This window comes from Solwaraspora sp. WMMD406 (assembly GCF_029626025.1).
Taxonomy (GTDB): Bacteria; Actinomycetota; Actinomycetes; order Mycobacteriales; family Micromonosporaceae; genus Micromonospora_E.
Genome location: NZ_JARUBF010000001.1, coordinates 6085341 through 6109368 on the forward strand (window position 1 = coordinate 6085341; position 24028 = coordinate 6109368).

Below are 24028 nucleotides of genomic sequence, written 5' to 3' on the forward strand. Positions count from 1 at the left end.
GCCGACCCGCCCCGGTAGACGCCGTCACCGGCGGCCGACGGGCCGGATCTGCCCGCGACACCGGGCCGGCCGGTCGGACTGAACCGCATCGAATGCCGAGGCGCGCACTCCGGACACCGCAACGTCGCCCCACACCCCGGACACCAGCGGCGGCGTGCAACGTTGAGAAGGAAACCCGCCGCGAAGCCAATGACGACTCCCACAAGTAAGCAGAGGACAAGCTCAGGCATCGGACGCCCTTCCGTCAGGTCGTGAAGATGGTGCGTCTGCGCCCTCGTTTCATGATCACCTTTTGGCAGGGCGATTCGACGCCCACTCAGCAAAGCGTCCGGGCTGCGCGCCAATCCACCCGTCACCTGTTGTCTTGGTGTTGTCTCCACACCCGACTGAACATGAATAGTCCTTTTGGTACACCTCGATCGACGCGCTCTCGGGTAGGTTGATCCGAGACGATAGGGGGACCCGTGAGAGGCGATCCTTCCCCGAGCGAGTCTCGGATCCTTGTGCACCCGCTGGCATACGTTCGGCAAGATCGAAATTGGAGTCAGCAGGATCTGGTCGACAAGATCGCCCGGCGGCTCAACACTGCCGCCCGACGTGAGAAGGCGTGGCGCTGGGAGCGTTGGGGCGTCGTGCCCGACCTCGCAACGCAGTGCGCGCTCGCCGACGAGCTTGGCGTACCTCGTCAGGCAGTCCGTGACCTGGGCTGGCCGCACTGGCTGCCGGCCGGTCAGCGCATCGACACGGAGACCCCTTGGACGATCGACGGCGGATTGGCGCTGTTGAGAGAGACGGCGGGAGCAGCAGTGATGGATCGTCGCGGGTTCATGATCCTCGGCGTAGGCGCAGCAGCGACACTCGCACAGCAGTGGCTCACGCTGGATCCGCCACCTTTGCGATCGGCCCTGGACGGCGGGCCGCTCGACAGCTCGCTCGTCGACTGCTTCGAGCAGCGACTCCCCACTCTCCGGCAGATCGACGCGTTCCTCGGCGGTGGGAGCGTCCGTGACGTCGTGGACGCCGAGCTGCAACTTGTCACCGACCTGTTGAACAACAGCTCCTACTCCGAGACCATCGGCCGGCGGATGTTCGCGGTGGCGACTGAACTCGGTCGGATCGCCGGCTGGGCCAGCTTCGACGCTGGTCACCAGGCCGCAGCCGAGCGCTACTGGGTTGCCGCACTCCACACCGCGCACCTCGCCGACGATCGGACCGCCGGCGCGAACATCCTCAAGTGCATGAGCCTGCAGCGAGTCGACAGCGACCGGGCAGACGAAGCACTCGCGCTGGCGACGGCAGCTGTCGACGGTGCCGGGGATGCTCCCGCCCGGGTGCTGGCGATGTTCGCCACGCGCCAGGCCCGCGCCCACGCCGCCCTCAACGATGCTGTCGCGGCTGAGCGCTGTCTCACCAGCGCCGAAACGCACATGGCCCGAGCAGATGACGAGCCCAGCCCTGCCTGGGCCGGCTACTTCGACCAGGCCGAATACTGCGCTCAGGTCGCAGCCTGCTACCTGATGCTCGGCCAGCACCAGCACGCCGACCGCTGGCTCGCCCAAGCCTTGGACCTGCAACCCACGACCCGCAGCCGGGACCGTGCCACCTACCTGATCTGGCGAGCGGATGTCACGGCCAGCCTCGGCGATGTCGAACAGGCCTGCGCGTACGTGCACCGCGCAGCACCCGAGGTCGTGAAGACCCGCTCGCTACGGAACCACCACCGGCTGATGGGCATCCACAGCCGCCTCGCCAAGTACGACACCCCTGCCACTCGCGAGTTGGACGAGCGCGTACGGAGTCTGGTCGCATAACACCATGACATCGGACGTCCAGCGGGTAGCCGTGGTCACCGGAGCCAATCGAGGGCTCGGCCGAGCAATCGCCCAGCAGCTCGCGCAGGCCGACCTCCGGGTCGTGGTGACCGCCAGGAGCGAGGAAGCCGCAGAACGGACAGCGGCCGAACTAACCGGACTCGGCCTGTCGGCCTCGGGTCACCAACTCGACATCACCGACCCGGCCAGCGTCGCCCGCGCCATGGCCGACGTCGGCTACCAGTACGGCCGGATCGACGTCCTGGTCAACAACGCTGCCATCGCCATCGACCGAGGACAAGCGGCCAGCGCGGCCGACATGGAGAAGGTAGCCGCGACCCTCGACGCCAACCTTATGGGCACTTGGCGCTGTTGCACGGCCGCCATCCCGGAGATGAAGCGAAACGAGTACGGCCGGATCGTCAACGTCACCAGCCACATGGGCACCTCAGCCGAGATGAGCACCGGCAGCGTCTCCTACCGCGTCTCCAAAGCGGGCGTCAACGCGCTCACCCAGATCCTCGCGGCAGAGCTACACGAGCACAACATCCTCGTGAACGCCGCCTCGCCGGGGAAGGTCGACACCCGCCTCGCCTACGGCAAAGCCAACCACACCCCCGACGAAGCAGCCGCCACCATCACTTGGCTCGCCACAGTCGACAACGACGGACCAACCGGCCAGCTCTTCTACAACCGCGAACCACTCCCGTGGTAGCAGGGACACGGGGTCATCAAATCGTGCATTGATAATCAACTCCAGGACAACTAACCAGGCTCGCGGATCGCATTTGATCGCAACCGAAATCCAATTGTGGCTTCAATTAGGTTACCCATCAAATCCTCTATCTTATCCGATTTCCGCACCGGCAAATCCATGGCCTCGCTTAGCGCCTGAAGCGCATTTCGCGACAACTTCAGCTGCCGCAGATACAAGAGACCATCGTCTCGAGAGTCCATTGCCACCAAAGTACTACGAATGCCATCGATATCGATAGATGAAGCGAAATTTCGGTTGCTACTCGGCTTAACTGATCGCGAGACAACAGCCAGCTTAGCTTCACCTTTCAGCAAACGCTCGACATCGTCAACCGAGAGGCTGCGCACGAGCTCAACGACTTCCGCCAACAGCTTGGCTGCACCCTCTGCACTACGCGGCATGTCGGTCACTAGATACCTGCCTTTATCTCAAACTCGTCGACCAGCAGCTCAAGCTCTTCGACGATATGATCAAAACCTTCATCGGACCGGAGCACCACCGGAATTCCGCTCCTCGGCGCATCCGTGAAAAATGATTTATTTTCACGCATGAACGCATCAAAGACTGGCACGCCAAGCGCCTTCGTCTGATTTATATAAGGACGCAGAGCAGATATTGGACGACCCCCATATATTTGAATCATCGTAAAGACAACACCTATAATCGAAGGTGCGATTGTTTCACCCTTCTCCCCAGACTCCAGCTTCACATACTCGTTATAATCGCCAACAAGTTCGTTAAGCCCGCGGCGCAAGTAGTCGATTCCCAAGGTCGATAGATAGTCAGCCTTCGCAGGTATGAGGATGCCGTCGCTCGCGATGATAGCATTCTTGGTGACGATATTGAAGTTTGGCGGACAGTCGATTAAAACAATATCGTACCGTTGGACTCCCTTGGCACTCAACCCTTCGGCAAGTCGCCGATGCGTCCGAAGATACTTGAGCTTTGACTGTTTCAAGGTCGCGCCGCCCAGTTCAGCCGCAAGCTCGAGATCAACATTAATAAGACCGAGGTGAGATGGGATCAAGTGAAGACAACCATCATTAGACTCGACACCAGCCGACTGCACACGGTTGGGCACCACGATTAGCCCATCCAGGGTAAGCGGCGAGGCTTCTGCGTTGAGAGAATCAAACCACCGCTTGATCGTTCTCTCATCAGCTAGATGCTGCGCCCAAACTTCGGGCGCAAATAGCGAGAATGTCAGACTCGCCTGTGGATCAAGGTCAATTAGCAGTACACGCTTACCGCGCCAAGCTAGCTCAGCACCCAGGTTTGCGGTTAGTGTCGTCTTACCGACACCGCCCTTATAGTTAATCACGGAAACGATACTTGCCACTTAGCCCTCCATGTAAATCGAATAGTCGAAGAGATAGCTGAGAGAAAACAAGCTGTCGAGTCAACTCCGACTCGAATAGAAATTGAGGGTTATTCAGGCTAACGTCGAGCATAAGCTTGACCTGCGGCGATGTACACGCCTGAATAACCCTCATTGTTGCAATGAGACATAGACACTGCCTACTTTCAATTAACTCCCGATGTGTCACTCTTGCCGGGCCTAACGGTCAGGGCTTCGGCGATGGCGGCGAACTCGCGTAGGGCGGCTTGCAGGTCTTCGACGATCTCCTGGGCGATGACCTCGGGCGGCAGGAGAGCGTCGGCGTCCTCCAGTGAGGCGTCCTTGAGCCAGGTGATGTCCAGGTTGACCTTGTCCCGGCTCAGCAGCTCGTCGTAGTCGTACGCCCGGAACCGCTCGCTCTCCACCCGCTCGCCCCGGTCCTTGCCCGGCAGGTAGCAGTCGACGAACTCCTGCAGATGCTGCCGGCGCAGCGGGTTCTGCTTGAGCGTGAAGTGCTGGTTGGTGCGGAAGTCGTACACCCAGAGCTTGCTGGTCCACGGCTCCTCGCGGGCGCGCTTGCGCTCGAAGAACAGCACGTTGGCCTTGACCCCGCCGGCGTAGAAGATGCCGGTCGGCAGCCGCAGCATAGTGTGCAGGTCGTACTGCTTGAGCAGCCGCCGCCGGATCGTCTCCCCTGCCCCGCCTTCGAAGAGCACGTTGTCGGGCAGCACCACCGCGGCCCGCCCGTCGATCTCCAGCATCGACGCGATGTGCTGCACGAAGTTGAGCTGCTTGTTCGACGTCGTCGCCCAGAAGTCGGCGCGCTCGATCTCCCGCTCCTCGCGGCTGGCCCGCCCGTCCTCACCGATCATGCGGATCGACGAGCTACGCCCGAACGGCGGGTTGGCCAGCACCAGGCTGACCTTGCCGTCCGGCTCCCGCCCCAGCGAGTCGCGGACGTCGATCAGCGACGGGCCGCTCGGCGTACCGATGCCGTGCAGCAGCATGTTCATTGCCGCGAGCCGCGCGGTGCCGTCGACCAGCTCGGTGCCGGTGATCCCGCCGTTGGCGAGGTGCCGGGCCTGGTCGCGGGTCAGGCTGTCGCCGTGGTGCCGCTGAATATGGTCGTACGCCGACAGCAGGAACCCTCCGGTGCCGCACGCCGGGTCGGCGATCGTGTCGCCCGGGGTCGGCTGCACGCAGTCGACGATCGCCTCGATCAGCGCACGCGGCGTGAAGTACTGCCCAGCACCCGACTTGGCGTCCTCCGCCCCCTTGGCCAGCAACTCCTCGTAGGCGTCGCCCTTGACGTCGACGCCGGCCTGCGACCACTGCTCCTTGTCGATCAGGTCGACGATAAGCTTCTTGAGCTTCGCCGGGTCCTGGATCTTGTTCTGCGCCTTGCGGAAGATCGTGCCGAGCGTGCCGGACTCCTGCCCGAGCCCGCTCAGGATGTTGCGGTACTGCACTTCCAGCCGGACACCGTCGCTGTCGAGCAGCGTCTGCCAGCTCAGGTCCGCCGGCACAATCTGCTCCGGCTTGAGCGGCCGGCGCGCCCGCTCGTCGGCCATCTTCAGAAACAGCAGGTACGTCAGCTGCTCCACGTAGTCGATCGTGGAAACCCCGTCGTCGCGCAGCACGTCGCAGTAGTTCCACAGCTTCTGCACCAGCCGGCGCGAATCCACGTTGCTCACAGCGGCAACTCTCCCTGCTGAAAATCGGTCCCAATCGCCCTGGTCGCGGGCGCTGCCAGCTCCTTGGCCGTACGCCGACCCCGCTGCTTCGGCACCACCACCCGTTGCGCTCGGATGCGCGCCAGCAACTCCGACGCCGGCTCATCCGCCGGATCCTGCTCCACCAACTGCCCCGCAAACGCCTCCGCCAACAGCGATGACCTCAAGGCCTTCAGACGCACCTTCAAGGTCGATAGCTCGGCCCTGACATGCTCGGCCCCAGCAGCAATACGGTCGATCTCGGCAACAATGACTCTCTGGATACCCAAGGGAGGTACCGGGATTCTAATGTCTCGAACCTTGGCTCGATTGAGCGCAGGCTGATTTCCGCCAGCAGAGCTCCGCCTACTCTCTGAGTAGCGGGCCAACAAAAAATAGTAGACATACTCCGGAACGATCGGAGTGTCAGACACGCGAATCGACGCACAATTCTGGTTGTGAGCTGCATGGATGTCGAGAACGGCCGCTTGACCGCGAGTCTTTCCCTCACCGATCATCGCCAGCAGCACCGTACCAGGAGGATGAATCTTCGGCACCCGAGCAGAACCTGAGCCCCCGATCGTCTCCCTGGTCTTCCTAATCCGACAAAACGCAACCTCGCCGCTCGATACCCAGGGAATTCCACCTCCCCACAAGTCTTTGTCCGAGCGACTCGGCGTCGATCCCACGTTGACCTCAAACAGATCTCCGATCGTCGACCATGCCCAGGTTTCCGGGACTTCCCAATCCCCGATAGATTCGCCATTTGAGTCGGCAAGCGAATTCACAAGCTCCAGTCCGGTTGACGATTCGGCATGCCCGTTCGAGACCAAGCTCCCACGCACTGCGTGGCGACAGGCAGAACCCACAAGGACGGCCGCTCGGCTCGCCGCAGACTTCACATGATCACCCACGATGCCTAGCGCTGCCAGGTGCCCGTCGAGGGCGGCGACGATGCTGCGCTGCTCGACGAGCGGCGGGACCGGGATCGCGAGATCTTCCAGGTAGCCGCGCGGAACTCGCCTGAGCCCTACGGCACCGGTCATCGCACGTGCAGCGTCCCGCCGGACCGAGTCCTGCAGCAGGTAGTAGGCAAGGTAGTCAGGGTCGATCGCGCCGTGAGATCGCAGCGAGAACAGCTCGGTGCTCCCCATCCCCCGACCGGACGACAGACCACGGGCGACCGCGATCTTGCCGTTCTCCATGCATGGTGTCACTTTGGCGAATAGGACGTCGCCATCCTGAAATCGCGTCAGGGATCGCTGCTTCAACTCTCCGTAGGGTGCCGTCTGCGAAGCATCCAACTGCCCAGACTCAGCCTCGACCGACGCCATCGGAACGAATGAGATCTGCTCATCGTCGTCTGGCTCGGCATCGAAGCGCCGTTGGTTGATGGCAACGAGTTCCGAGAGAGGTGCCAACTCCCAGCCTGGGGGGATGTCGCTCATGCGGTGAGTTCCTGGTTGAGTTCGGTGATGAGGGGCTCGGCCTGGGCGCCGAAGGCTCGGAGGTAGCCGTCGATGCCGCCGCGTTCGGTGAACGGGGCGCCGTCCAGGTCGTCGGGGGTGACGGCAACGCTTGCCGCTATCACGTTCTTGATCCTTTCCAGCCACCAGACTTGCTCGGGGGTGAAGGCGGTGCCGGCCTGCTTCTGGCGCAGCAGCCAACCTTGGAAGCGTTCTTCGACGACCGACCGGTACGGGCGCAGCTCCTGATCGAGGCCCAGCTCGTAGCGGACCAGGGTGATCAGGTCGGTGACACCTCGGTCGCCGGGTGCTTCGGCGGTGCGGCCGAGCAGCACGTACGCCTCCCAGAGCCGGTCCGGGGTCCACGCCTGCGGCGGTCGGGAGATCCGCGCGGCCAGCTCTTTGAGCTGGTCGAAGTCGACCCGGCCTTTGCCGTCGAAGAAGACCTGCAGCGCGGTGATCTCGTCGCGGTGTTCCTCCAGGTAGGCATGCCAGCTGCGGACGACCTTCTGTGCCCGTTCGGCGGCCGGCACGCCGGCGGCGGATAGCAGCGTGTCCGGGTTGACCTCGTCGATGGTGATGTCGTGGGCGCGGCGGATCTCCAAGATGCGCTGCCGCAGCTGCGGTGCGGCGGCCAGCGGCCGGAGGGCTTCGGCGAGCAGATCCCGTACCGCGTCGGGGCCGGCCTCGTGGGCGGGGATCAGCGATTCGGGGGCGACGGCGTCGGTAAGCCGGCGGGCGATCGCGGCGAGGGGTTGGCCGTCGGCGAGGTCGGTCAGCTCGGCGCGTTCCTCCGGGGTGAGTTGCCGGTCGAGTCGGGCCAGCCGGGCGGCCAGGGTCGCCACCTCATCCTGGTCGGCGGTGAGGGTGCCGGCCTTACCGAGCAGCTCCTCCAGCGAGATCTGCGCTTCGGTGCGCCGGTGCAGCGGCACCGCCTCGTCCAACTCCTGTTCGGTGACGCCGACCGCGTCGACGATGACGAACCGGTCCTTGACCTGGGCGTCCGGGGTGACAGCCTGGAACGATGCGGGGTCGATGGTGCGGGCACCCCGGCCTTTCATCTGCTCGAAGTAGGTCGCCGTGCGCACCGGGCGCAGGAACAGCAGGCATTCCAGCGGCCGGACGTCGGTGCCGGTGGCGATCATGTCGACGGTGACGGCGATCCGCAGCTCCGGGCTGTTGCGCAGCGCCTGGATCAGCTCGTCGGGGTTGTCGCCGGTGCGCTTCGACGCGTAGGTGATCTTGGTGGCGAAGTCGTTGCCGCGCTCGAAGATGTCACGGACCATGGTGACGATCTCTTCGGCGTGGTTGTCGTCCCGAGCGAAGATCAACGTCTTGGGTACGGTCGTGCGGCCGGGGAAGATCTCGGTGAACAGCCGCTCCTTGAACGCCGTCAGCACCTCCCGGAGCTGCCCGCGCGAGATCACCGACCGGCCGACATCGGAACCGGAGTAGCTGAAGTCCTCCTCCAACTCCTGGTAGCGCTCGGCACGGGTGCGCCGGTCGCGCAGCGGCACCACCGTCTTGGCCTCGATGACGTCGCCCGACTCGGTGATCTTGGTGCGGATCCGGTAGACGTCGAAGTCGACGTTGACCCCGTCGGCGACGGCCTGCTCGTAGGTGTACTCCGAGACCAGATTTTGCCGAAAGAAGCCCAGGGTCTGCTTCACCGGCGTGGCGGTCAGCCCGACCATGAACGCGTCGAAGTACTCCAGCACCGCCCGCCACTTGCCGTAGATCGACCGGTGACACTCGTCCACGATGATCAGATCAAAAGCTTCCGGCGGGATCTCCGGGTTGTAGGCGACCTGCGCCGGATCGTCCAGCTCATAGCTGTCGTACGCCTGGTCGTCGACGTCGACGTCCGGCAGGTCCCGTCCGCACAGCGCGCCGTACAGCCGCTGGATCGTGGAGATCACCACCGCCGACGAGTCGAGCATGCCCGCCCCGGCCAGCCGGTCCACGTTGAACAGCTCGGTGAACTTGCGCCCGTCCCCCGGCGTGGCATAGCCGGCGTACTCGCGCAGCGTCTGCCGGCCCAGGTTGTTGCGGTCGACCAGGAACAACACTCGGGTCGCCTTGGCGTAGTGCAGCAGCCGGTAACTGCTGGTCACCGCCATGAACGTCTTACCCGCGCCGGTCGCCATCTGGATCAGCGACCGGGGCTTGTCTGCGGCCAGCGCACCTTCGAGGCCACGTACCGCGTCGATCTGGGCCTGCCGCAGCCCCTCCTCCGCGAGTGGCGGCAGTTGCCGCAGCCGGGCCCGCAGCGTCGGGGCCGCCGGGTCGTCGTCGGCCTCGCGCATCCAGCGGGCCAGGGTCTCCGGCCGGTGAAAAGCGAAAACCTCCCGGGTACGCGGCTGCGGGTCCAGCCCGTTGACGAACGCCGTCTCGGTGCCGGTGGCGACGTAGCCGAACGGCAGCGGCGCGTCCCGCCGCCAAGCCCGCATCCGCTGCTCGCGGGTCAGCCCGCGCAGGTAACGGTCCAGCTGCGCCTCCACCCCACGCGGCGCGGTGCCTTCCCGCTTGGCCTCGACCACCCCGACCAGTTTCTGCTGTACGTAGAGCAGGTAGTCGGCGCGGCCGGTGGCCAGGGTCACCTCCCGGACGGCGACGCCCATCCCGGCGTACAGATTGAGCTGCCCCTCGTCCTGGACCTGCCAGCCGGCGGCGGTGAGTTGCCGGTCGATCTCGACCCGGGTCTGCACCTCGTTGAGCGGCTCGGCCGAGGCGCGCCGGGCGCGGCTGATGAAGTCCTCGCGTTTCGCCGCCGACACCTTCGCCGGCTTGCGGGCGGCGAACTCGGCGCTGGCCGCCGTCATCTGCGGCGCCAGGTCGGCGACCAGTTCGGCGGCGACGGTACGGCGGGCCGCCGACTCGGTGACCGCCCGGTCAGCCTCGGCTTCCGCCGCCGCCTGCGCCGCCGCCACCGACGGCTGCCCGTCGAGCAGCAGTTTCGCCTCAGCCAGCTCGCGGCGGTAGCGGTCCAGCTCGGCCCGCAGGCCGTCGACGATCTGCTGCGGCACCTGCTGCGGTGATGGGCTGGGCGGCACGAACCCGATCGGGCGGCGGTCGTCGGTCAACGCCCGGTGGAACCACACACCCAGCTCGAAGCAGTCGCGTAGCAGCTCCAGCGCGGTGCGTACCTGGTCGAGGTGGTCGTGGACGGCCTGGTTGCCGACCGTGCGCAGCCGGTGGAACGCCTCGTTGATCTTCGGCGTGAGTACGCCGTTGGCGTTGAGTGCCTGCACCTGGTCGACGAACCTGTCACTGCCGGCCTTGGTGCCGGTGCGATTCACCAGCTCACGGGCGAGGGTGTCGCCGAACGCCCGCGCCTTGAACATCGACGACTGGGCGTCCACATAGATCAGCGATTCGGCACCAACGCCGTACCAGACCAGCAACGGGTGCTCCACAAGGAACCCGAAGTTGGCGGACTGGTTGGCCAGTCGACGAATCCGCTGATGATCCACAACTCTCCACAGGGTACCTAACCGATGTAGAACGCCAGAGCATATCCGCGTGTGGATCGAGACGACATCGGCCGGAAAGCATCTGTTCGATACCGATCGGGCCGACTCCGCCAGCCGTGCGCTACACCTGTCTGACGGACCGGTCTGAGCGCTGACACAGCGGCCGGAACCGGCACTGACCCCGGGCGGGAGCCGACAGCGGTCCGGTGAATGATGGCTGGGTGAGCGAGTACCAGTACTACGACTTCCGGGCCATCGACCGGCCACTCGACCAGCAGCAGATGGCTGAGCTCCGTACGCTGTCCACCCGCGCGGAGATCACCCGTACCAGCTTCAGCAACGTGTACCACTTCGGCAGCTTTCGCGGTGATCCGCTCGCCATGGTCGAGGAGTACTTCGACGCGCACCTCTACATCGCCAACTGGGGCACCCGGCAACTGGTGCTGCGGCTACCGCTGCGGCTGCTCGACCTGGACACCGCGCGGCAGTACTGCTGGGCCGAGCCGGCCGAGGCGTACCAGTCCGGCGACAACCTCATCCTGAACTTCTTCAGTGAGGACCCCGACGGCGTCGAAGACTTCGACCGCGACGGCGACGGCTGGCTCGCCAGCATCGTCGGCGTCCGCGACCAACTCGCCGCCGGTGATCACCGCGCCCTCTACCTGGCCTGGCTGTTCCTCATCCAGGACGGCGAGTTCGGCGACGAGGCGACCGAACCGCCGGTACCGTCCGGGCTCGGCGACCTGACCGGCGCGCTGCACGAGTTCGCCGAGTTCCTGCGGATCGACCCCGACCTGATCGCCGCCGCGGCACAACGCGCCCCGGACGCCGCCGGTGCCGGCGCTGACCCAATCCGGCTGGCCGACTGGATCGCCCGGCTGCCCGCCGCTGACAAGGACACCGCGCTGATCGGCCTGCTGCGGGGCGACGGGCTGGCCGTCACCGCCGAGCTGCGGCAGCGGTTCCGGGCCGACATCGCGACGGCGGCCGGAAGCGGGACGGCGGCGGACGACGCGGCGGACGGCAAGCCCCGCACCATCGGCGAACTACTCGACGTCGCCGAGTCGCTGCGGCGTTGACCAGCGCGAGACCCGCACCTCACGGGTGGCGATCCGGCGCCACCCCGCGCCCGGGCTGTCGGGGGCCCGGTGAATGATGGCCGGGTGAGCGAGTACCAGTTCTACGAGTTCCTGGCCGTCGACCGACCTCTGGGCCACGAGCAGCTGGCCGAGCTACGGAAGCTCTCCGACACCGCCCGGATCACCCCGACGAGCTTCACCGACAGCTGCCACGGAGACACCTTCGCCGGTGACGTCACCGCCATGGTCGAGGCCTACTTCGACGGATTCCTCCAGCTGACCAGCTCCGGCAGCCGCCAGCTGGCCCTGCGGCTGCCCGCCCGGCTGCTGGACCTGGCCACCGCGCAACGGTACTGCTGGGCCGACCCGGCCGATGCCTACCAGGCCGGCGAGCACGTCGTGCTCACCTTCGGCAGCGACGACCCCGACGAGGAGAAGACCCTCGACGGCGACGGCTGGCTCGCTTCGATCGTCGGCGTACGCCAGCAGCTCGCCGCCGGCGACCACCGCGCCCTCTACCTGGCCTGGCTGGCCGCCATCCAGTCCGGCGAGTTCGGCGACGACGCCACCGAGCCACCCGTACCGGCCGGGTTGGCCGACCTCACCGCCGACCTGCGGAACCTGGCCGACTTCCTCCGCCTCGACCCGCTGCTGCTCGATGTCGCCGCCGAGCACAGCGCCAGCGTCGATGCGGCCGGGCCCGACCCGGACGAGGTCCGCGACTGGGTGACGCGGTTGCCGGACGGGGACACCGCCGACGCCGTGATCCGGCTGCTCGGCGTCGACGGGCACCTGGTCCGGGCCGAGCTGCTACGCCGCTTCCGGTCCGAGCGCGGCCAGCCACAACCCACGACCAGCGGTACGCGTACCGTCGGGGACCTGCTGGACGCGGCCGAGACGGCCCGATCGGCGATCTGAGACCGGTCGCCGGCGTGGCTGACATCTGACGGTGTGGGGGGTGCCCGGCGGCGTGGCGGCACCGGGCCCGACACCGCTATGGTGCTGCGGGTGAACCTGCCTTCCGCAGCTGCCTTCCGGCAGCGTGTCGTGCTGCCCGTGGTCGGGGTGTCGATCCTGCTGGGCGCCAACGTCCCACCGATCTACGACTTCACCAGCGGCTGGCTGCACGAACGCACCCTCAACAGCATCGAATACCAGCGGGAACACGGCTACTGGCAGGTGCTGGAGCTACCCGAGGACCAGCGGGTCAACGCCATCCACGCCGCGCTGCTGCCCACTGGCAAGGTGCTGCTGATCGCCGGCTCCGGCAACGACCGCGAACAGTTCGACGCCGGCACCTTCAAGACGCTGTTGTTCGACCCGGCCAGCGGCGACACCGAACTCGTCCCTACCCCGGCGGACGTGTTCTGCGCCGGGCATTCGTTCCTGCCCGACGGCAAACTGCTCGTCGCCGGCGGGACGCTGCGCTACGAAGTCCTCGAAGAAGACGTCGAGCGGGCCGGCGGCACCATGGTGGTCAAGAACGAATCCCCCGAAGGCGCGCCCCGGGCCTTCGTCGCCGGCACCGAATTCGTCGCCCCGGACGGCCGGCGCTACACCGCCGCCAACGATTTCGTCGTACCACCGGCCACCAAGACCGTCGAACTGATCGAACCCGGCGACCCGGACTACGACCCGGAGTACGCCGAGCACGCCGACGCCGACCATCCGGCCGAGCGGGTCACCGTCACCGCCAGCGAAACCGCCGTCTGGGTCGACGCCGCCGGTTTCGGCGACGACTACCTCATCGGCGAGCAGACCCAGTACCGGCTGCAGGGCCTGGCCGGCAGCGACGCGCAGAACATCTACGGCCTCGCCGAGTCGATCACCATGGAGAAGCAGGACTACCAGGGCCTGGCCGACGCGTACGAGTTCGACCCGTGGACCGAACGCTACGAACGGGTCGACGACATGCACGAGAAGCGGTGGTATCCGACGTTGACCGGCTTGCCCGACGGCCAGGTGCTGACCGTCTCCGGGCTCGACGGCGGCGGCAAGGTCCTCGACGGGTCACAGAACGAGATGTACGACCCGGCGACCAAGAGCTGGACGCTGCGCCCCGATCTGGAGCGCTACTTCCCCACTTATCCGAGCCTGTTCCAGACCGCCGAACCGGATCTGCTGTTCTACTCCGGTTCCAACGCCGGCTACGGCCCCGACGACCAGGGCCGCGACCCCGGCTTCTGGGACCTGTCCGACAACAGCTTCACCGAGGTCGACGGGCTACGCGACACCGACCAGCTGGAAACCAGCATGAGCGCCTGGGTCGGGCCGGTGCAGGAGCAGCGGATCATGGTCGTCGGCGGTGGCGGCATCGGCGAATCCGAACTGTCCACCGACCGGATCGACCTGATCGACCTGGACGCCGCCGCACCCCGTTTCACCCCCGGACCGGACCTGCCCGAAGGCACCCGCTACCCCAACCTGGTGCAGCTGCCCGACGACACCGTGCTGATCACCAACGGTTCCCGCGACTACCGAGGACGCGGCGACACCGACAACCACACCGCCCGGATCTACCACCCGGACACCGACACCCTGGCGGTCGCCGCCGACCCCCGGATCGGCCGCAACTATCACGCGGCGGCGCTGCTGCTGCCCGACGGCCGGGTGCTGACCGTCGGCTCCGATCCGCTGTTCCGCGACGCCAAGAACAGCATCAGCGGCGAATTCGAACAACGGCTGGAGCTGTACTCGCCGCCGTACCTGTTCCGGGGTGAGCGGCCGCTGATCGGCGGCGTACCGGAGCAGGTCACCCACGGCGAGCGGATCACCGTCAGCAGTCCCGACGCGGACCGGATCGAGACGGTACGGCTGATCCGCCCCGGCGCCGCCACCCACATGCTCAACAACGAGCAGCGGTCGGTGGCGGTCGACTTCACCGTCACGGCGGGCGGCCTGGAGCTGACCGTGCCGACCGAGGCGACGATCCTGCTGCCCGGGCCGTACCTGCTGTTCGCCGTCGACGCCGACGGAGTGCCGTCGGTCGGCGTACCGGTGCTGGTGAACTGAGGCTGGCCGGCGGTGGCCGGGTCGGCGCTCCTCAGCCGGCCCGGCCACCGCCGCGTCCGGACACTCAGCCGGCCTGGGCGGCCAGTTGCAGGGCGTACTCCGGCCACCACTGGCCGGCCGGCGGTTCACCCGGGCGGCAGTCGCCGTCCGACTCACCCGGCCGTTTGATCCACAGCAGCGCGTCCACCCGGTCCAGGCCCGGCGTGGTCGTCGGGGTCTCGCCGAGCCGGCGGCCCGGCGGATTGCACCAGGCCGGCCCGCCGGCCACGCTGGCGCCGTCGGCCGGTCCCGCGCCGTTGCGGCTGGTGTCGATCACGAACCGGGTACGCCCACCGAGCGCGTCGGAGAGACGGTGACCGTACTCGACGTTCTCCGCCGTACCGATGAAGTTGGAGACGTTGAGCGCGAAGCCGTCGGCCTGGTCGATCCCGGCCTGCCGCAACGCGTCGGCCAACCGCCCCAGGTCGCTGATCCAGCGCGGATGCCCGGCGTCGAGATACACCTGCGCGGTGCCGGTCTGCTTCAGGACGGCGACCGCCTCGGCCAGCAGCTCCAGCCGGGCACCCCCGGCACCGGCGGCACCGCAACTGTCCAAACTGTGCGCCACCGCGTCCGGTTCGACGATCACCGTGACCGGGCGACCGGCGATCCCGGCCGCGAACTGACGAATCCAGGCCTGGTAGTCGCCGCCGTCGACCGCGCCACCGCCGCTGAAGCTGCCGCAGTCGCGGTCCGGGATGTGGTACGCCACCAGCACCGGCATCCCGCCGGAGGTGGCCGCCCGGGTCAGCGCCGCGTCGACGTCCGCCGCCACCTGGGCGGTACTACTGGTGATCCAGACCGCCATCGGCTGCTCGCTGATCCGCCGCAGCTGGTCGGCCTGCTCCGCCTGCCCGGCCGCCTGCCAGAGCCTGACCTGGTCGGCAGCGGCTCCGGTCGGGTCCACGAACAGCGGCGCGCCGGCCAGGGCCACCGGGACCGACGTATCCGCCTGCCCCGGCGGGGTGGCGGTGGAAGCGACGCCGCCGGGCGCGCCCAGCGGCGGTTGCCGGTCGCCCGGCGCCGGGTCGGTGCCGCAGCCCGCCGCCAGCAGCGCCGCCGCGACGGACACCGACAGGGACAGTACGGTGACAGCCGACCGGGGTAGTGCGGGCACCAGCACCGCTCCTTCTCCGTCGTCGCAGGTCTCGGGCACGGCTGAGATTAGCTCAACCGGCCGATCCTGAGCGGGATTCGTGGTGCCGTACGATCGCGCGGTACTGCCGGTAGCCGACTGTGCGGCCGGCGTGATCGGGTGACGCGACGACGGGGCTGTGTCAGGTGGCCGAACCATTCGACATTCCGGTGTACGGGCGTTCCTGGGCCCGGCTGGAATCGTTCAGCCGGATCGCCGGGCCGCTCACCGCGCCACCGGCCGACCAGCCGTACCGGGTGCGCTACCGCAGCATGCACCGGGTGTACGGCAACCGGCAGATCGTCGGAGCGGTGGCCATCGCGCTGCTCAACGTCTGCTTCGAGATCTTCTTCTTCGTCTGGCTGCTGCAGCCGGGCCACTTCGCCGACACCAATCCGGGGCCCGTCGCCGAGATCGCCCGGTTCGCCAACATCTTCGTCATCTGCTCGATCGCCATCGTCGAGGCGTTGCGCCTGGTCAACGTACTGTCGCTGTCGTTGGCCTCGGTGATCGCCCGGGACCCGATCCCGGTCACCCCGCAGCCCGGCCTGCGGGTCGCGTTCCTGACCACGATCGTGCCGAGCAAGGAACCGATCGCCGTGGTACGGGACACGCTGCGAGCCGCCAAACGGATCCGGCACCGGGGCGTCTTCGACATCTGGCTGCTGGACGAAGGCGACGACGACGAGGTCAAGGCGGTCTGTGACGAACTCGGCATCCGACATTTCACCCGCAATGGGGTGGAACGCTATAACCAGCGACGCGGGCCGTTCAAGGCGCGGACCAAACACGGCAACTACAACGCCTGGGTCGACGCGCACGGCGACGACTACGACGTGTTCCTCTCCGTCGACCCCGATCACGTGCCGCTGGCCAACTTCGCCGAACGGATCCTCGGCTACTTCCGCGACCCCGACGTGGCGTACGTCGTCGGGCCGCAGTGCTACAAGAACGGTGAGGCGTTCGTCACCCGGGCGGCGGAGTCGCAGCAGTTCCCGTTCCACAGCGTCATCCAGCGGGCGGCCAACTCGTACGGCACCGCGATGCTGGTCGGCACCAACAACGCGGTACGGATCAGCGCGCTGCGCGGCGTCGGCGGGCTCAGCGACTCGATCACCGAGGACATGGCGACCGGTCTGGCCCTGCACACCGCCCGCAACCCGCGTACCGGTCGGCGGTGGAAGTCGGTCTACACCCCGGACGTGTTGTCCGCCGGAGACGGGCCGTCGAGCTGGAGCGACTACTTCTCGCAGCAGCGGCGCTGGTCACGGGGCACCTTCGAGCTGTTGTCCGGCCGCTACTGGCTGCGCTTTCCGCGTCTGTCGGCCGGCGGGATGCTGCACTACACGCTGATCACCACGTTCTATCCGTCGATGGCGGTCGCCTGGCTGCTCGGCATCGTCAACGCGCTGCTGTTCCTGGCGCTCGGGGTCAGTGGGATGAACATCTCGCCGCAGATCTGGTTCGCCCTCTACACCGACGCGACCGCCTTCTCGCTCTGGCTCTACCTGCACAACCGGCGGTACAACGTCAGCCCGTACGAGCCGCCGGGGTCGCGAGGGCTCAAGGGCATGCTGATGTCGATCATCTCCGCGCCGATCTACGCCGGGCAGCTGGTCAGTACGGTGTTGCGCCGCCCGGCCCGCTTCGTGGTCACCCCGAAAGGGGCGCGGAGCAGCAGCGACGGCTTCTACACGTTCCGGGCACACCTGGGCTGGATGGCGGTGTTGACGGTGGCGGTCGTCGTGTCGTTCGTACGGGACTACGCGAGCCTGCCGTCGCTGCTCTGGCCGGTGGTGGCGCTGCTGATCTGCCTGGCGCCGGTCGTGCTGTGGCGTCGCGACCGGCACCCGCAGCGGCTCGCGGCGGCGGAGACATCGACGGCGGGGTCGGGGTCGGCGGGGTCGCCGGGTACCGAGCCCGGTGGCGGCGGCGTCGCGGGCGCTGGGGTCGGCGACCGGGCGCGACGGCCGCTGGCCGTACCGCCCTGGGAAGCCCGTACGCCCGATCACGCCGGCGACATCACCATGGAGATCCCCCGCGAGCTACTCGACGCGCACCTGGCGAGCCGGGCGGCCGGGCAACAGCACGACGACGTGTCGGCGACCTTGATCCTGCCCAGAATCGAGGTACCCCGACAGGCCGGGCCGCCGGCCGTCGAACAGGACGGCGGACGGGACCGCGGACAGGACGGCGGCCAAATCAGCCCCGCATGAGGCACGGAAACGGCGCGCGCGTGCCACGACGTGAGCACGGCCTGGCGGTGCGCCCGAAGGCGGTGCCGCCCCCGAAGGGATAGTGCGATCTGGCCTGATCCCCTGAGGGGATCATGATCCCGCTGCGGGATCAGCGAGAAAACGACTATGGGTCCCCGGCTTCCAGGCGGCGTCGCGTGTTCCCCGTTGCAGACGCGAAACGGCCCGCCAGGGAATCCCTGGCGGGCCGTTCACCGTGGTAGCGGGGACAGGATTTGAACCTGCGACCTCTGGGTTATGAGCCCAGCGAGCTACCGAGCTGCTCCACCCCGCGGCGATGCGTTAACACTAGCGCATTGCGTCAGCCCGCCGCAAAACGACCCCCGAACTGCCTGGATCAGCCGCCCGGAGACGGACTGGGGTCGACCGCCGGTGGCGCCGCGCCACCGACCCCGGCCGCCTGCTGGGCCTGTTGGAAGGCCGTCATCGCGGCGTCGAGCCGGGCCAGTGCATCGCCGTACCGCTGGAAGTCACCCGCGGCCTGCGCGGCGCGGGCCTCGTCGATCGCGGCGCTGACCTCGGCGGCGGCCGCCGCCAGTTCGGGCGTGACCAGGCCCGGATCGGTCGGCGTCGTCGGCGGCGGGGTCGTCGGGCTCGGCGTACCACCCGGATCCTCGCCCTCACCTTCGCCCTCGCCCTCCGGTGGGGTCGTCGGCGCACCGCCCTGCTGGCCCTGCTCGATCAGCTGCCGGATGCCGTCCTGCACGCTGTTGGCCAGCACCACGTACGAGCCGCCGTCGCCGTAGGAGAGCAGCACCCGCTGCAGCAGCGGGTACGCGTTGGTCTGGTTGCTCTTCACGTACACCGGCTCGACGTAGAGCATGCCGTTGCCGAACGGCAGCGACAGCAGGTTGCCGTACTGCACCTGGGCCTGGTTGGAGGACAGCAGGTTGAGCTGCTGACGGATCGCGGCGTTGTTGGTCATCCGCTGGTGGACCTGAACCGGGCCGGAGATCGCCGTCTGGTCCGGCAACTCCAGGACCTGCAGCTGCGGCTCACCGTCGACGTACGAACCGGAGATCAACGCGGCCAGGTTCTGTCGGCCGGCCGGGGTCACCGCCGAGGTCAGCTGGAAACGTGGCTCGTCCTGCTCCGGCAACTGGGTCAGCAGGTAGTACGGCGGCTGCTTGACCCCGGTGTCCGGTGCGTCCGGGACGTTCGGCACCTCCCAGAAGTCCTGTCCGGAGAAGAACTCGGCCGGGTTGGTGACGTGGTAGCGGGCCAGCAGGTTGCGCTGCACCTTGAACAGGTCGGCCGGGTAGCGCAGGTGCTCCAGCAGGGCCGGCGGGATCTCCGCCTTCGGAGTCACCAGGTCGCCGCCGAAGGCCGCGTTCCACGCCTTGAGGACGGGGTCGTTCTCGTCGAACTCGTAGAGCCGTACCGTGCCGTCGTAGGCGTCCACGGTGGCCTTGACCGAGTTGCGGATGTAGTTGACGTTCTCCCGGGCCAGCACGAAGGTGCCCTGGCCGGTCAGCTCGTCGGCGGTCTCCACCTGCAGGTTGACCCGCTCCGAGTACGGATAGGTGGCCGAGGTGGTGTAGCCGTCCACGATCCACTGGATGCGCCCGTCGACCACCGCCGGGTACGGGTCGCCGTCCAGGGTGAGGAACGGCGCGACCTTCTCCACCCGGTCGCGCGGGTTACGGATGTAGAGCAGCTTGGAGTTCTCGTTGACCGCCTCGGAGAGCAGGAAGTTGGTCTCCTGTTCCTTGATCGCGTACAGCAGCTTGCGGCCGAACGAACCGACCTCGACACCGCCTTCACCGGTGTAGGTGTAGTACTGCTCGCCACCGCTGGAGGTCGGCCGGTCGAACTCGACGTTGGTGTCGCCCGGCGAGCCGACGATCGCGTAGTCGGTGCCGTCCATCTGCTCGCCGAAGTAGATCCGCGGCTGCTCGACCGGGATCTCCTCGGTGGCCGACGAACACTGCTCCTGGGCCTGGTCGCCGAGGAAGCCGGAGACGAAGTACGGCTGCCCGCCGCAGACCACCCGGTTGGCCGGGGCGCCGACCATCCCGTACCCGTGGGTGAAGACCGTGTGACGGTTGATCCAGTTGCTCTGCTGTTCGGTCAGCTCACCGTAGTTGATCTCCCGCATGCCGACGACGTAGTCCTGGGTCTGGTCGTCGATCGTGTAGCGGTCGATGTCGAGCTTGGTGCCGAAGTCGTAGAAGCCCCGGACCTGCTGCAGCTGGGTGTAGGTCTCGGAGACCAACTGTGGATCCAGCAGCCGGATGTTGGGCACCACGGCGGTGTCGGTGGCCAGGCTGTCCGGCGGGGTCAGGTTCGTCGCCGGGTACGGCGTCATCTGGCTGATGTCCAGCCCGAACGCCTCCCGGGTGGCGACGATGCCGCGTTCGATGAATGCCGACTCCTTGTCCCGCAGGCTCGGGTTGACCTCGAAGGTCTGCACCGCCCACGGGTAGATGCCACCGATCGCCACCGCCGAGATGCCGAGCAGCGCCAGCGAGATGCCTGGCCAGACCAGGTTCCGCATGACGGCGTTGGAGAAGACGATGATCGCGATCGCCACCACGATCGAGATGTACGCGAGGATCTCCTTGGCCGGCAGCAGCGCGTTGATGTCGGCGTAGCCGGCACCGTAGATGCGCGCCTGCTCGTTGTACTCCAGCAGCATGCCGCGCCGGTCCAGCACGTAGGCGACCGCCTTGAACAGCACGAAGACGGCGACCAGGGTGGTGAGGTGGGCGCGGGCGGCGGTGGTCATCCGGTCGCCGATGCCCTGCAGCCGTACGCCGCCGTAGATGTAGTGCACGGCCAGCGCCCCGATGACCGACAGCACCACGGCGGTGAACGCCAGTCCGAGTACGTAGCGCAGGAACGGGTACTGGAAGACGTAGAACCCGATGTCGACGCCGAACTCCGGGTCGGTGACGCCGAACTCCTGCGAGTTGCGGAACAGTAGCCACTGACTCCAGCGGCTCTGCGCCGACAGCCCGGCGAAGACACCGACGACGGCTGCCGCCAAGGCGATCCACATGCCGATTCGCGGGGTCAGCAGCATCCGGTAGCGCTCCAGGCTGACCTGTTCCGGGGAGTGCGGCCGCAGGTTGGGCCGCAGCCGGTAGGCGAGCCACAGGTTGCCGCCGATGACCAGCGCCATCGCCAGGCCGACCGCGGCGAACAGCAGCCCCCGCGTGACCAGCACGCCGGTGAAGACCTGCGTGTAATCGACCTCCTCGAACCACAACCAGTCGGTCCAGGCGTTCACCCCCCAGCCGAGCAGAGTGAACACGAGAAAGATCCCGACGAGTACGCCGACCGTGACGCGGCCCCGTCGACTCATTCCGGGCATTGGACTACTACGCATGACCACTATCGGCTCCGCACGTTCGGTGTGATCCCCTGGCGATCAGGCACCAAGACTACGGGGTGTGTCCACCAACACCACGGTTGAGGTCGAAACGCACCAGGGTCGGAGTCGACGCCGGCCCTGGTCCGTGTCGCCTCCGGCGGTGCTCGGCCGCTGCCGCACAGCGCCAGCGGTGCTCAGTCGCTGCCGCACAGCGCCGGTTCGCCACCGGTGCGCAACGTCTCCAACGCGTCGAGCGCCTCGTCGAGTGTGGCGACCCGCAGCAGCGGCAGGTCCTCCACGGCGTTCGCGGTGGCCTCGGCGCAGTTGGCCGCCGGGACGAGGAACGCCACCGCGCCGGCCGACTTGGCGCCGACCAGCTTCTGCGGGATCCCGCCGATCGCGCCGACGTTGCCGTCGTTGTCGATGGTCCCCGTCCCCGCGATGATCTTGCCGCCGGTCAGATCTTCCGGTTCGAGCTTGTCGATGATGCCGAGGGCGAACATCAGACCCGCGCTCGGGCCGCCGATCTCGTCCAGGTCGATGGTGAGTTCGAACGGGCGCGGCTGCGCCTCGGTGATCTCGATCCCGATCCGGGGCGGACCGCCGTCGGTCGCCTCGGTCGTGATCGGCGTGCTGCCCGGCTGATCCTGCCGCAGGTATTCGACGGTGAGCGTGGTGCCCGGCGGCCGGGCCCGGATCAGTTCGGTCAGCTCGGTGGCCGAGCCGATCGGCGTACCGTCGACGGAGGTGATCACGTCGTCGGCCCGCAGCAGCCCGACCGAAGGGCCGTCCGGGGTGACCGCCCGCACCACCACCTGTACGGGATAGCCGAGCTGCCGGAGCGCGGCTGTCTCGGCGGTGGTCTGCGAGGCGGCGAAATCCTCGGCGTTGCGCTCCTCGACCTCCTCCTGGGTCTGCCCCGGCGGGTAGATCACGTCGTAGGGCACGACCGCCTCGGAGTCGCTGAGCCAGCCGGCGACCGCCTCCCGCAGCCCGACGTTCGGCCGTACGCCGACGGTGGTCAACCGCAACTGGCCGGCGGAAGCCGAGGTTTCGGTGCCGGAGATCTGGATGACCTCGGATCCGTCGGCGCTGCCGAGTGTGTCGACCGTCGGGCCGGGGCCGAGCACCACGTACGGCACCGGGGCGGCGAAGACACCGTAGGCGAGCAGAGCGGTGAGCAGCGCGCCGAGGATGACCGTGACACCGCGACGTCTCATGAGCCGAGCGTACCGATCCGCGCCGTCGGGGTGACGTCGTCCCGGTCGGGTCCATCCGTGGACCGGCCGTCCACCCATGGACCGGCCGGGACGACCACTGACTTCGCGCTGAGCGGAACGCGCCCACCAGCGACAGGGCCACAGGTCCGCGTACCGTTGGGGCGTGCCTGATATCCCGTTCGGCTTCCAGATCCCCGGTGGCCAGCCGCCGGACCCCAACGACCCGAATCAGATGCAGCAGTTCATGGTGCAGCTGCAGCAGATGCTCGCCGCCCCGGGTAGCGGGCCGGTCAACTGGGACCTGGCCCGGCAGGTCGCCGCCAGTCAACTCGCCGCCGAGGGTGACCCAGCGGTCAACCCGCACGAGTGGCACACCGTCGAAGAGGCGCTGCGGGTGGCCGACCTGTGGCTGGAGTCGTCCTCATCGTTGCCGTCGGGGATCCGTACCTCGGTGGCGTGGAACCGCAACGAGTGGATCTATCGGACGTTGGACGTCTGGCGCAAGCTGTGCGACCCGGTGGCGGGGCGGATGGTGGGTGCCATGGGTGACCTGGTCCCACCGGAGGCGCGCAGCCAGCTGGGTCCGATGCACGCGATGATGACCACCCTCGGTGGTGCGTTGTTCGGCGGGCAGCTCGGCCAGGCGCTCGGCTCGTTGGCCACCGAGGTTCTCTCGGCCGGCGACATCGGGCTACCGCTGGGACCGGCGGGCACGGCCGCGCTGGTGCCGGCGAACATCCGGGCGTACGGCTCGGGCCTGGAACTGCCCGAGGAGGAGGTCCGCCTCTACGTGGCGCTTCGGGAGGCCGCCCACCAGCGGCTCTTCGAGCACGTGCCGTGGCTGCGGGGACATGTGTTAACAGCGGTGGAGACCTACGCCGCCGGGATCACCGTCAACCGCGAGGCGATCGAGGAGGCGTTGGGTCGGGTCGACCCGATGAACCCGGAGTCAATGCAGGAGATCGCCCTGGAGGGGATCTTCACGCCGGAGGACACCCCGGCGCAGAAGTCGTCGCTGGCCCGGTTGGAGACCGCGTTGGCGCTGATCGAGGGCTGGGTGTGCCACGTGGTGGACAGCGCCTCGGCTGACCGGCTGCCGAACGGGCTCAAACTCGCCGAGGCGTTCCGGCGGCGGCGGGCGGCCGGCGGGCCGGCGGAGCAGACCTTCGCCGCGTTGGTCGGGCTGGAGCTGCGACCCCGGCGGCTGCGGGAGGCGGCGGCGCTGTGGACCGCGCTCACCACACACCGGGGGGTGGAGGGCCGGGACGCGCTCTGGAGTCACCCGGATCTACTTCCCTCGGACGAAGACTTCGCCGATCCGGACGCGTTCGCCCGCGCGCGGGACGACTTCGACCTCGGCGACATCGACTTCGACGACCCGCCGACCACGCCCGACCCGCCGACCAGCTGAGTC

Annotated in this window: 15 protein-coding genes and 1 tRNA gene; 7 read left to right on the forward strand and 9 right to left on the reverse strand. The window is 67.6% G+C overall.

The annotated features are described in order from the left end of the window. The first annotated feature begins 632 nt into the window (after positions 1-632). Positions 633-1811 (forward strand): transcriptional regulator, encoded by a 1179-nt coding sequence (locus O7632_RS27060; protein ID WP_278118354.1) that lies wholly within the window; start codon positions 633-635, stop codon positions 1809-1811. A gap of 4 nt (positions 1812-1815) precedes the next feature. Next, positions 1816-2526 (forward strand): SDR family NAD(P)-dependent oxidoreductase, encoded by a 711-nt coding sequence (locus O7632_RS27065; protein ID WP_278118355.1) that lies wholly within the window; start codon positions 1816-1818, stop codon positions 2524-2526. Positions 2527-2576: 50 nt separating this feature from the next. Here O7632_RS27065 and O7632_RS27070 read toward each other — a convergent pair whose 3' ends face one another. The 5 genes from O7632_RS27070 to O7632_RS27090 all read right to left on the reverse strand — a co-directional run bounded on the left by O7632_RS27070 (position 2577) and on the right by O7632_RS27090 (position 10558). Beyond that, positions 2577-2978 carry a hypothetical protein gene (locus O7632_RS27070; protein ID WP_278118357.1) on the reverse strand — a complete coding sequence of 134 codons (402 nt, stop codon included), beginning with the start codon at positions 2976-2978 and terminating at the stop codon, positions 2577-2579. Next, the gene (locus O7632_RS27075) at positions 2978-3907 is read right to left on the reverse strand and encodes an AAA family ATPase (protein WP_278118358.1); all 930 of its coding nucleotides are present in this window, start codon (positions 3905-3907) and stop codon (positions 2978-2980) included. Before O7632_RS27075 ends, O7632_RS27070 begins: the two co-directional genes overlap by 1 nt. A gap of 185 nt (positions 3908-4092) precedes the next feature. Then, positions 4093-5601 carry a class I SAM-dependent DNA methyltransferase gene (locus O7632_RS27080; RefSeq protein ID WP_278118359.1) on the reverse strand — a complete coding sequence of 503 codons (1509 nt, stop codon included), beginning with the start codon at positions 5599-5601 and terminating at the stop codon, positions 4093-4095. Continuing rightward, positions 5598-7067, reverse strand: a complete 1470-nt coding sequence (locus O7632_RS27085; protein ID WP_278118362.1) for a restriction endonuclease subunit S — start codon at positions 7065-7067, stop codon at positions 5598-5600. The genes O7632_RS27080 and O7632_RS27085 overlap by 4 nt, the downstream gene beginning before the upstream one ends. Further along, positions 7064-10558, reverse strand: a complete 3495-nt coding sequence (locus tag O7632_RS27090) for a type I restriction-modification enzyme R subunit C-terminal domain-containing protein (protein WP_278118364.1) — start codon at positions 10556-10558, stop codon at positions 7064-7066. The genes O7632_RS27085 and O7632_RS27090 overlap by 4 nt, the downstream gene beginning before the upstream one ends. A 221-nt stretch (positions 10559-10779) precedes the next feature. Between O7632_RS27090 and O7632_RS27095 the strand changes: the two genes are divergently transcribed. The 3 genes from O7632_RS27095 (at position 10780) to O7632_RS27105 (ending at position 14649) form a co-directional block, all read left to right on the forward strand. Further along, on the forward strand, positions 10780-11637 hold the full coding sequence (locus tag O7632_RS27095; protein WP_278118366.1) for a hypothetical protein: 858 nt from the start codon (positions 10780-10782) through the stop codon (positions 11635-11637). Between the two features lie 84 nt (positions 11638-11721). Continuing rightward, the gene (locus O7632_RS27100; protein WP_278118367.1) at positions 11722-12555 is read left to right on the forward strand and encodes a hypothetical protein; all 834 of its coding nucleotides are present in this window, start codon (positions 11722-11724) and stop codon (positions 12553-12555) included. A 90-nt stretch (positions 12556-12645) separates the two neighbouring features. Next, positions 12646-14649 carry a kelch motif-containing protein gene (locus O7632_RS27105; RefSeq protein WP_278118368.1) on the forward strand — a complete coding sequence of 668 codons (2004 nt, stop codon included), beginning with the start codon at positions 12646-12648 and terminating at the stop codon, positions 14647-14649. Positions 14650-14713: 64 nt separating this feature from the next. Here O7632_RS27105 and O7632_RS27110 read toward each other — a convergent pair whose 3' ends face one another. Continuing rightward, entirely contained in the window at positions 14714-15805 is a 1092-nt protein-coding gene (locus tag O7632_RS27110; RefSeq protein ID WP_278118369.1) for a glycoside hydrolase family 6 protein, read from the reverse strand. Positions 15806-15969: 164 nt separating this feature from the next. On the opposite strand from O7632_RS27110, the gene O7632_RS27115 reads away from it, so the two are divergent. Continuing rightward, complete coding sequence (locus O7632_RS27115; RefSeq protein WP_278118370.1) at positions 15970-18039, forward strand: glycosyltransferase family 2 protein; 2070 nt, start codon at positions 15970-15972, stop codon at positions 18037-18039. A 236-nt stretch (positions 18040-18275) separates the two neighbouring features. Here O7632_RS27115 and O7632_RS27120 read toward each other — a convergent pair. The 3 genes from O7632_RS27120 to O7632_RS27130 form a co-directional block, all read right to left on the reverse strand. Next, positions 18276-18352 (reverse strand) — tRNA-Met (locus O7632_RS27120). A 63-nt stretch (positions 18353-18415) separates the two neighbouring features. Next, positions 18416-21409 carry a UPF0182 family protein gene (locus O7632_RS27125; protein WP_278118371.1) on the reverse strand — a complete coding sequence of 998 codons (2994 nt, stop codon included), beginning with the start codon at positions 21407-21409 and terminating at the stop codon, positions 18416-18418. Positions 21410-21588: 179 nt separating this feature from the next. Continuing rightward, entirely contained in the window at positions 21589-22614 is a 1026-nt protein-coding gene (locus O7632_RS27130; RefSeq protein WP_278118372.1) for a PDZ domain-containing protein, read from the reverse strand. A 163-nt stretch (positions 22615-22777) separates the two neighbouring features. Here O7632_RS27130 and O7632_RS27135 point away from each other — a divergent pair, with 163 nt between their 5' ends. Continuing rightward, positions 22778-24025 (forward strand): zinc-dependent metalloprotease, encoded by a 1248-nt coding sequence (locus O7632_RS27135; protein WP_278118373.1) that lies wholly within the window; start codon positions 22778-22780, stop codon positions 24023-24025. Positions 24026-24028: the final 3 nt, after the last annotated feature.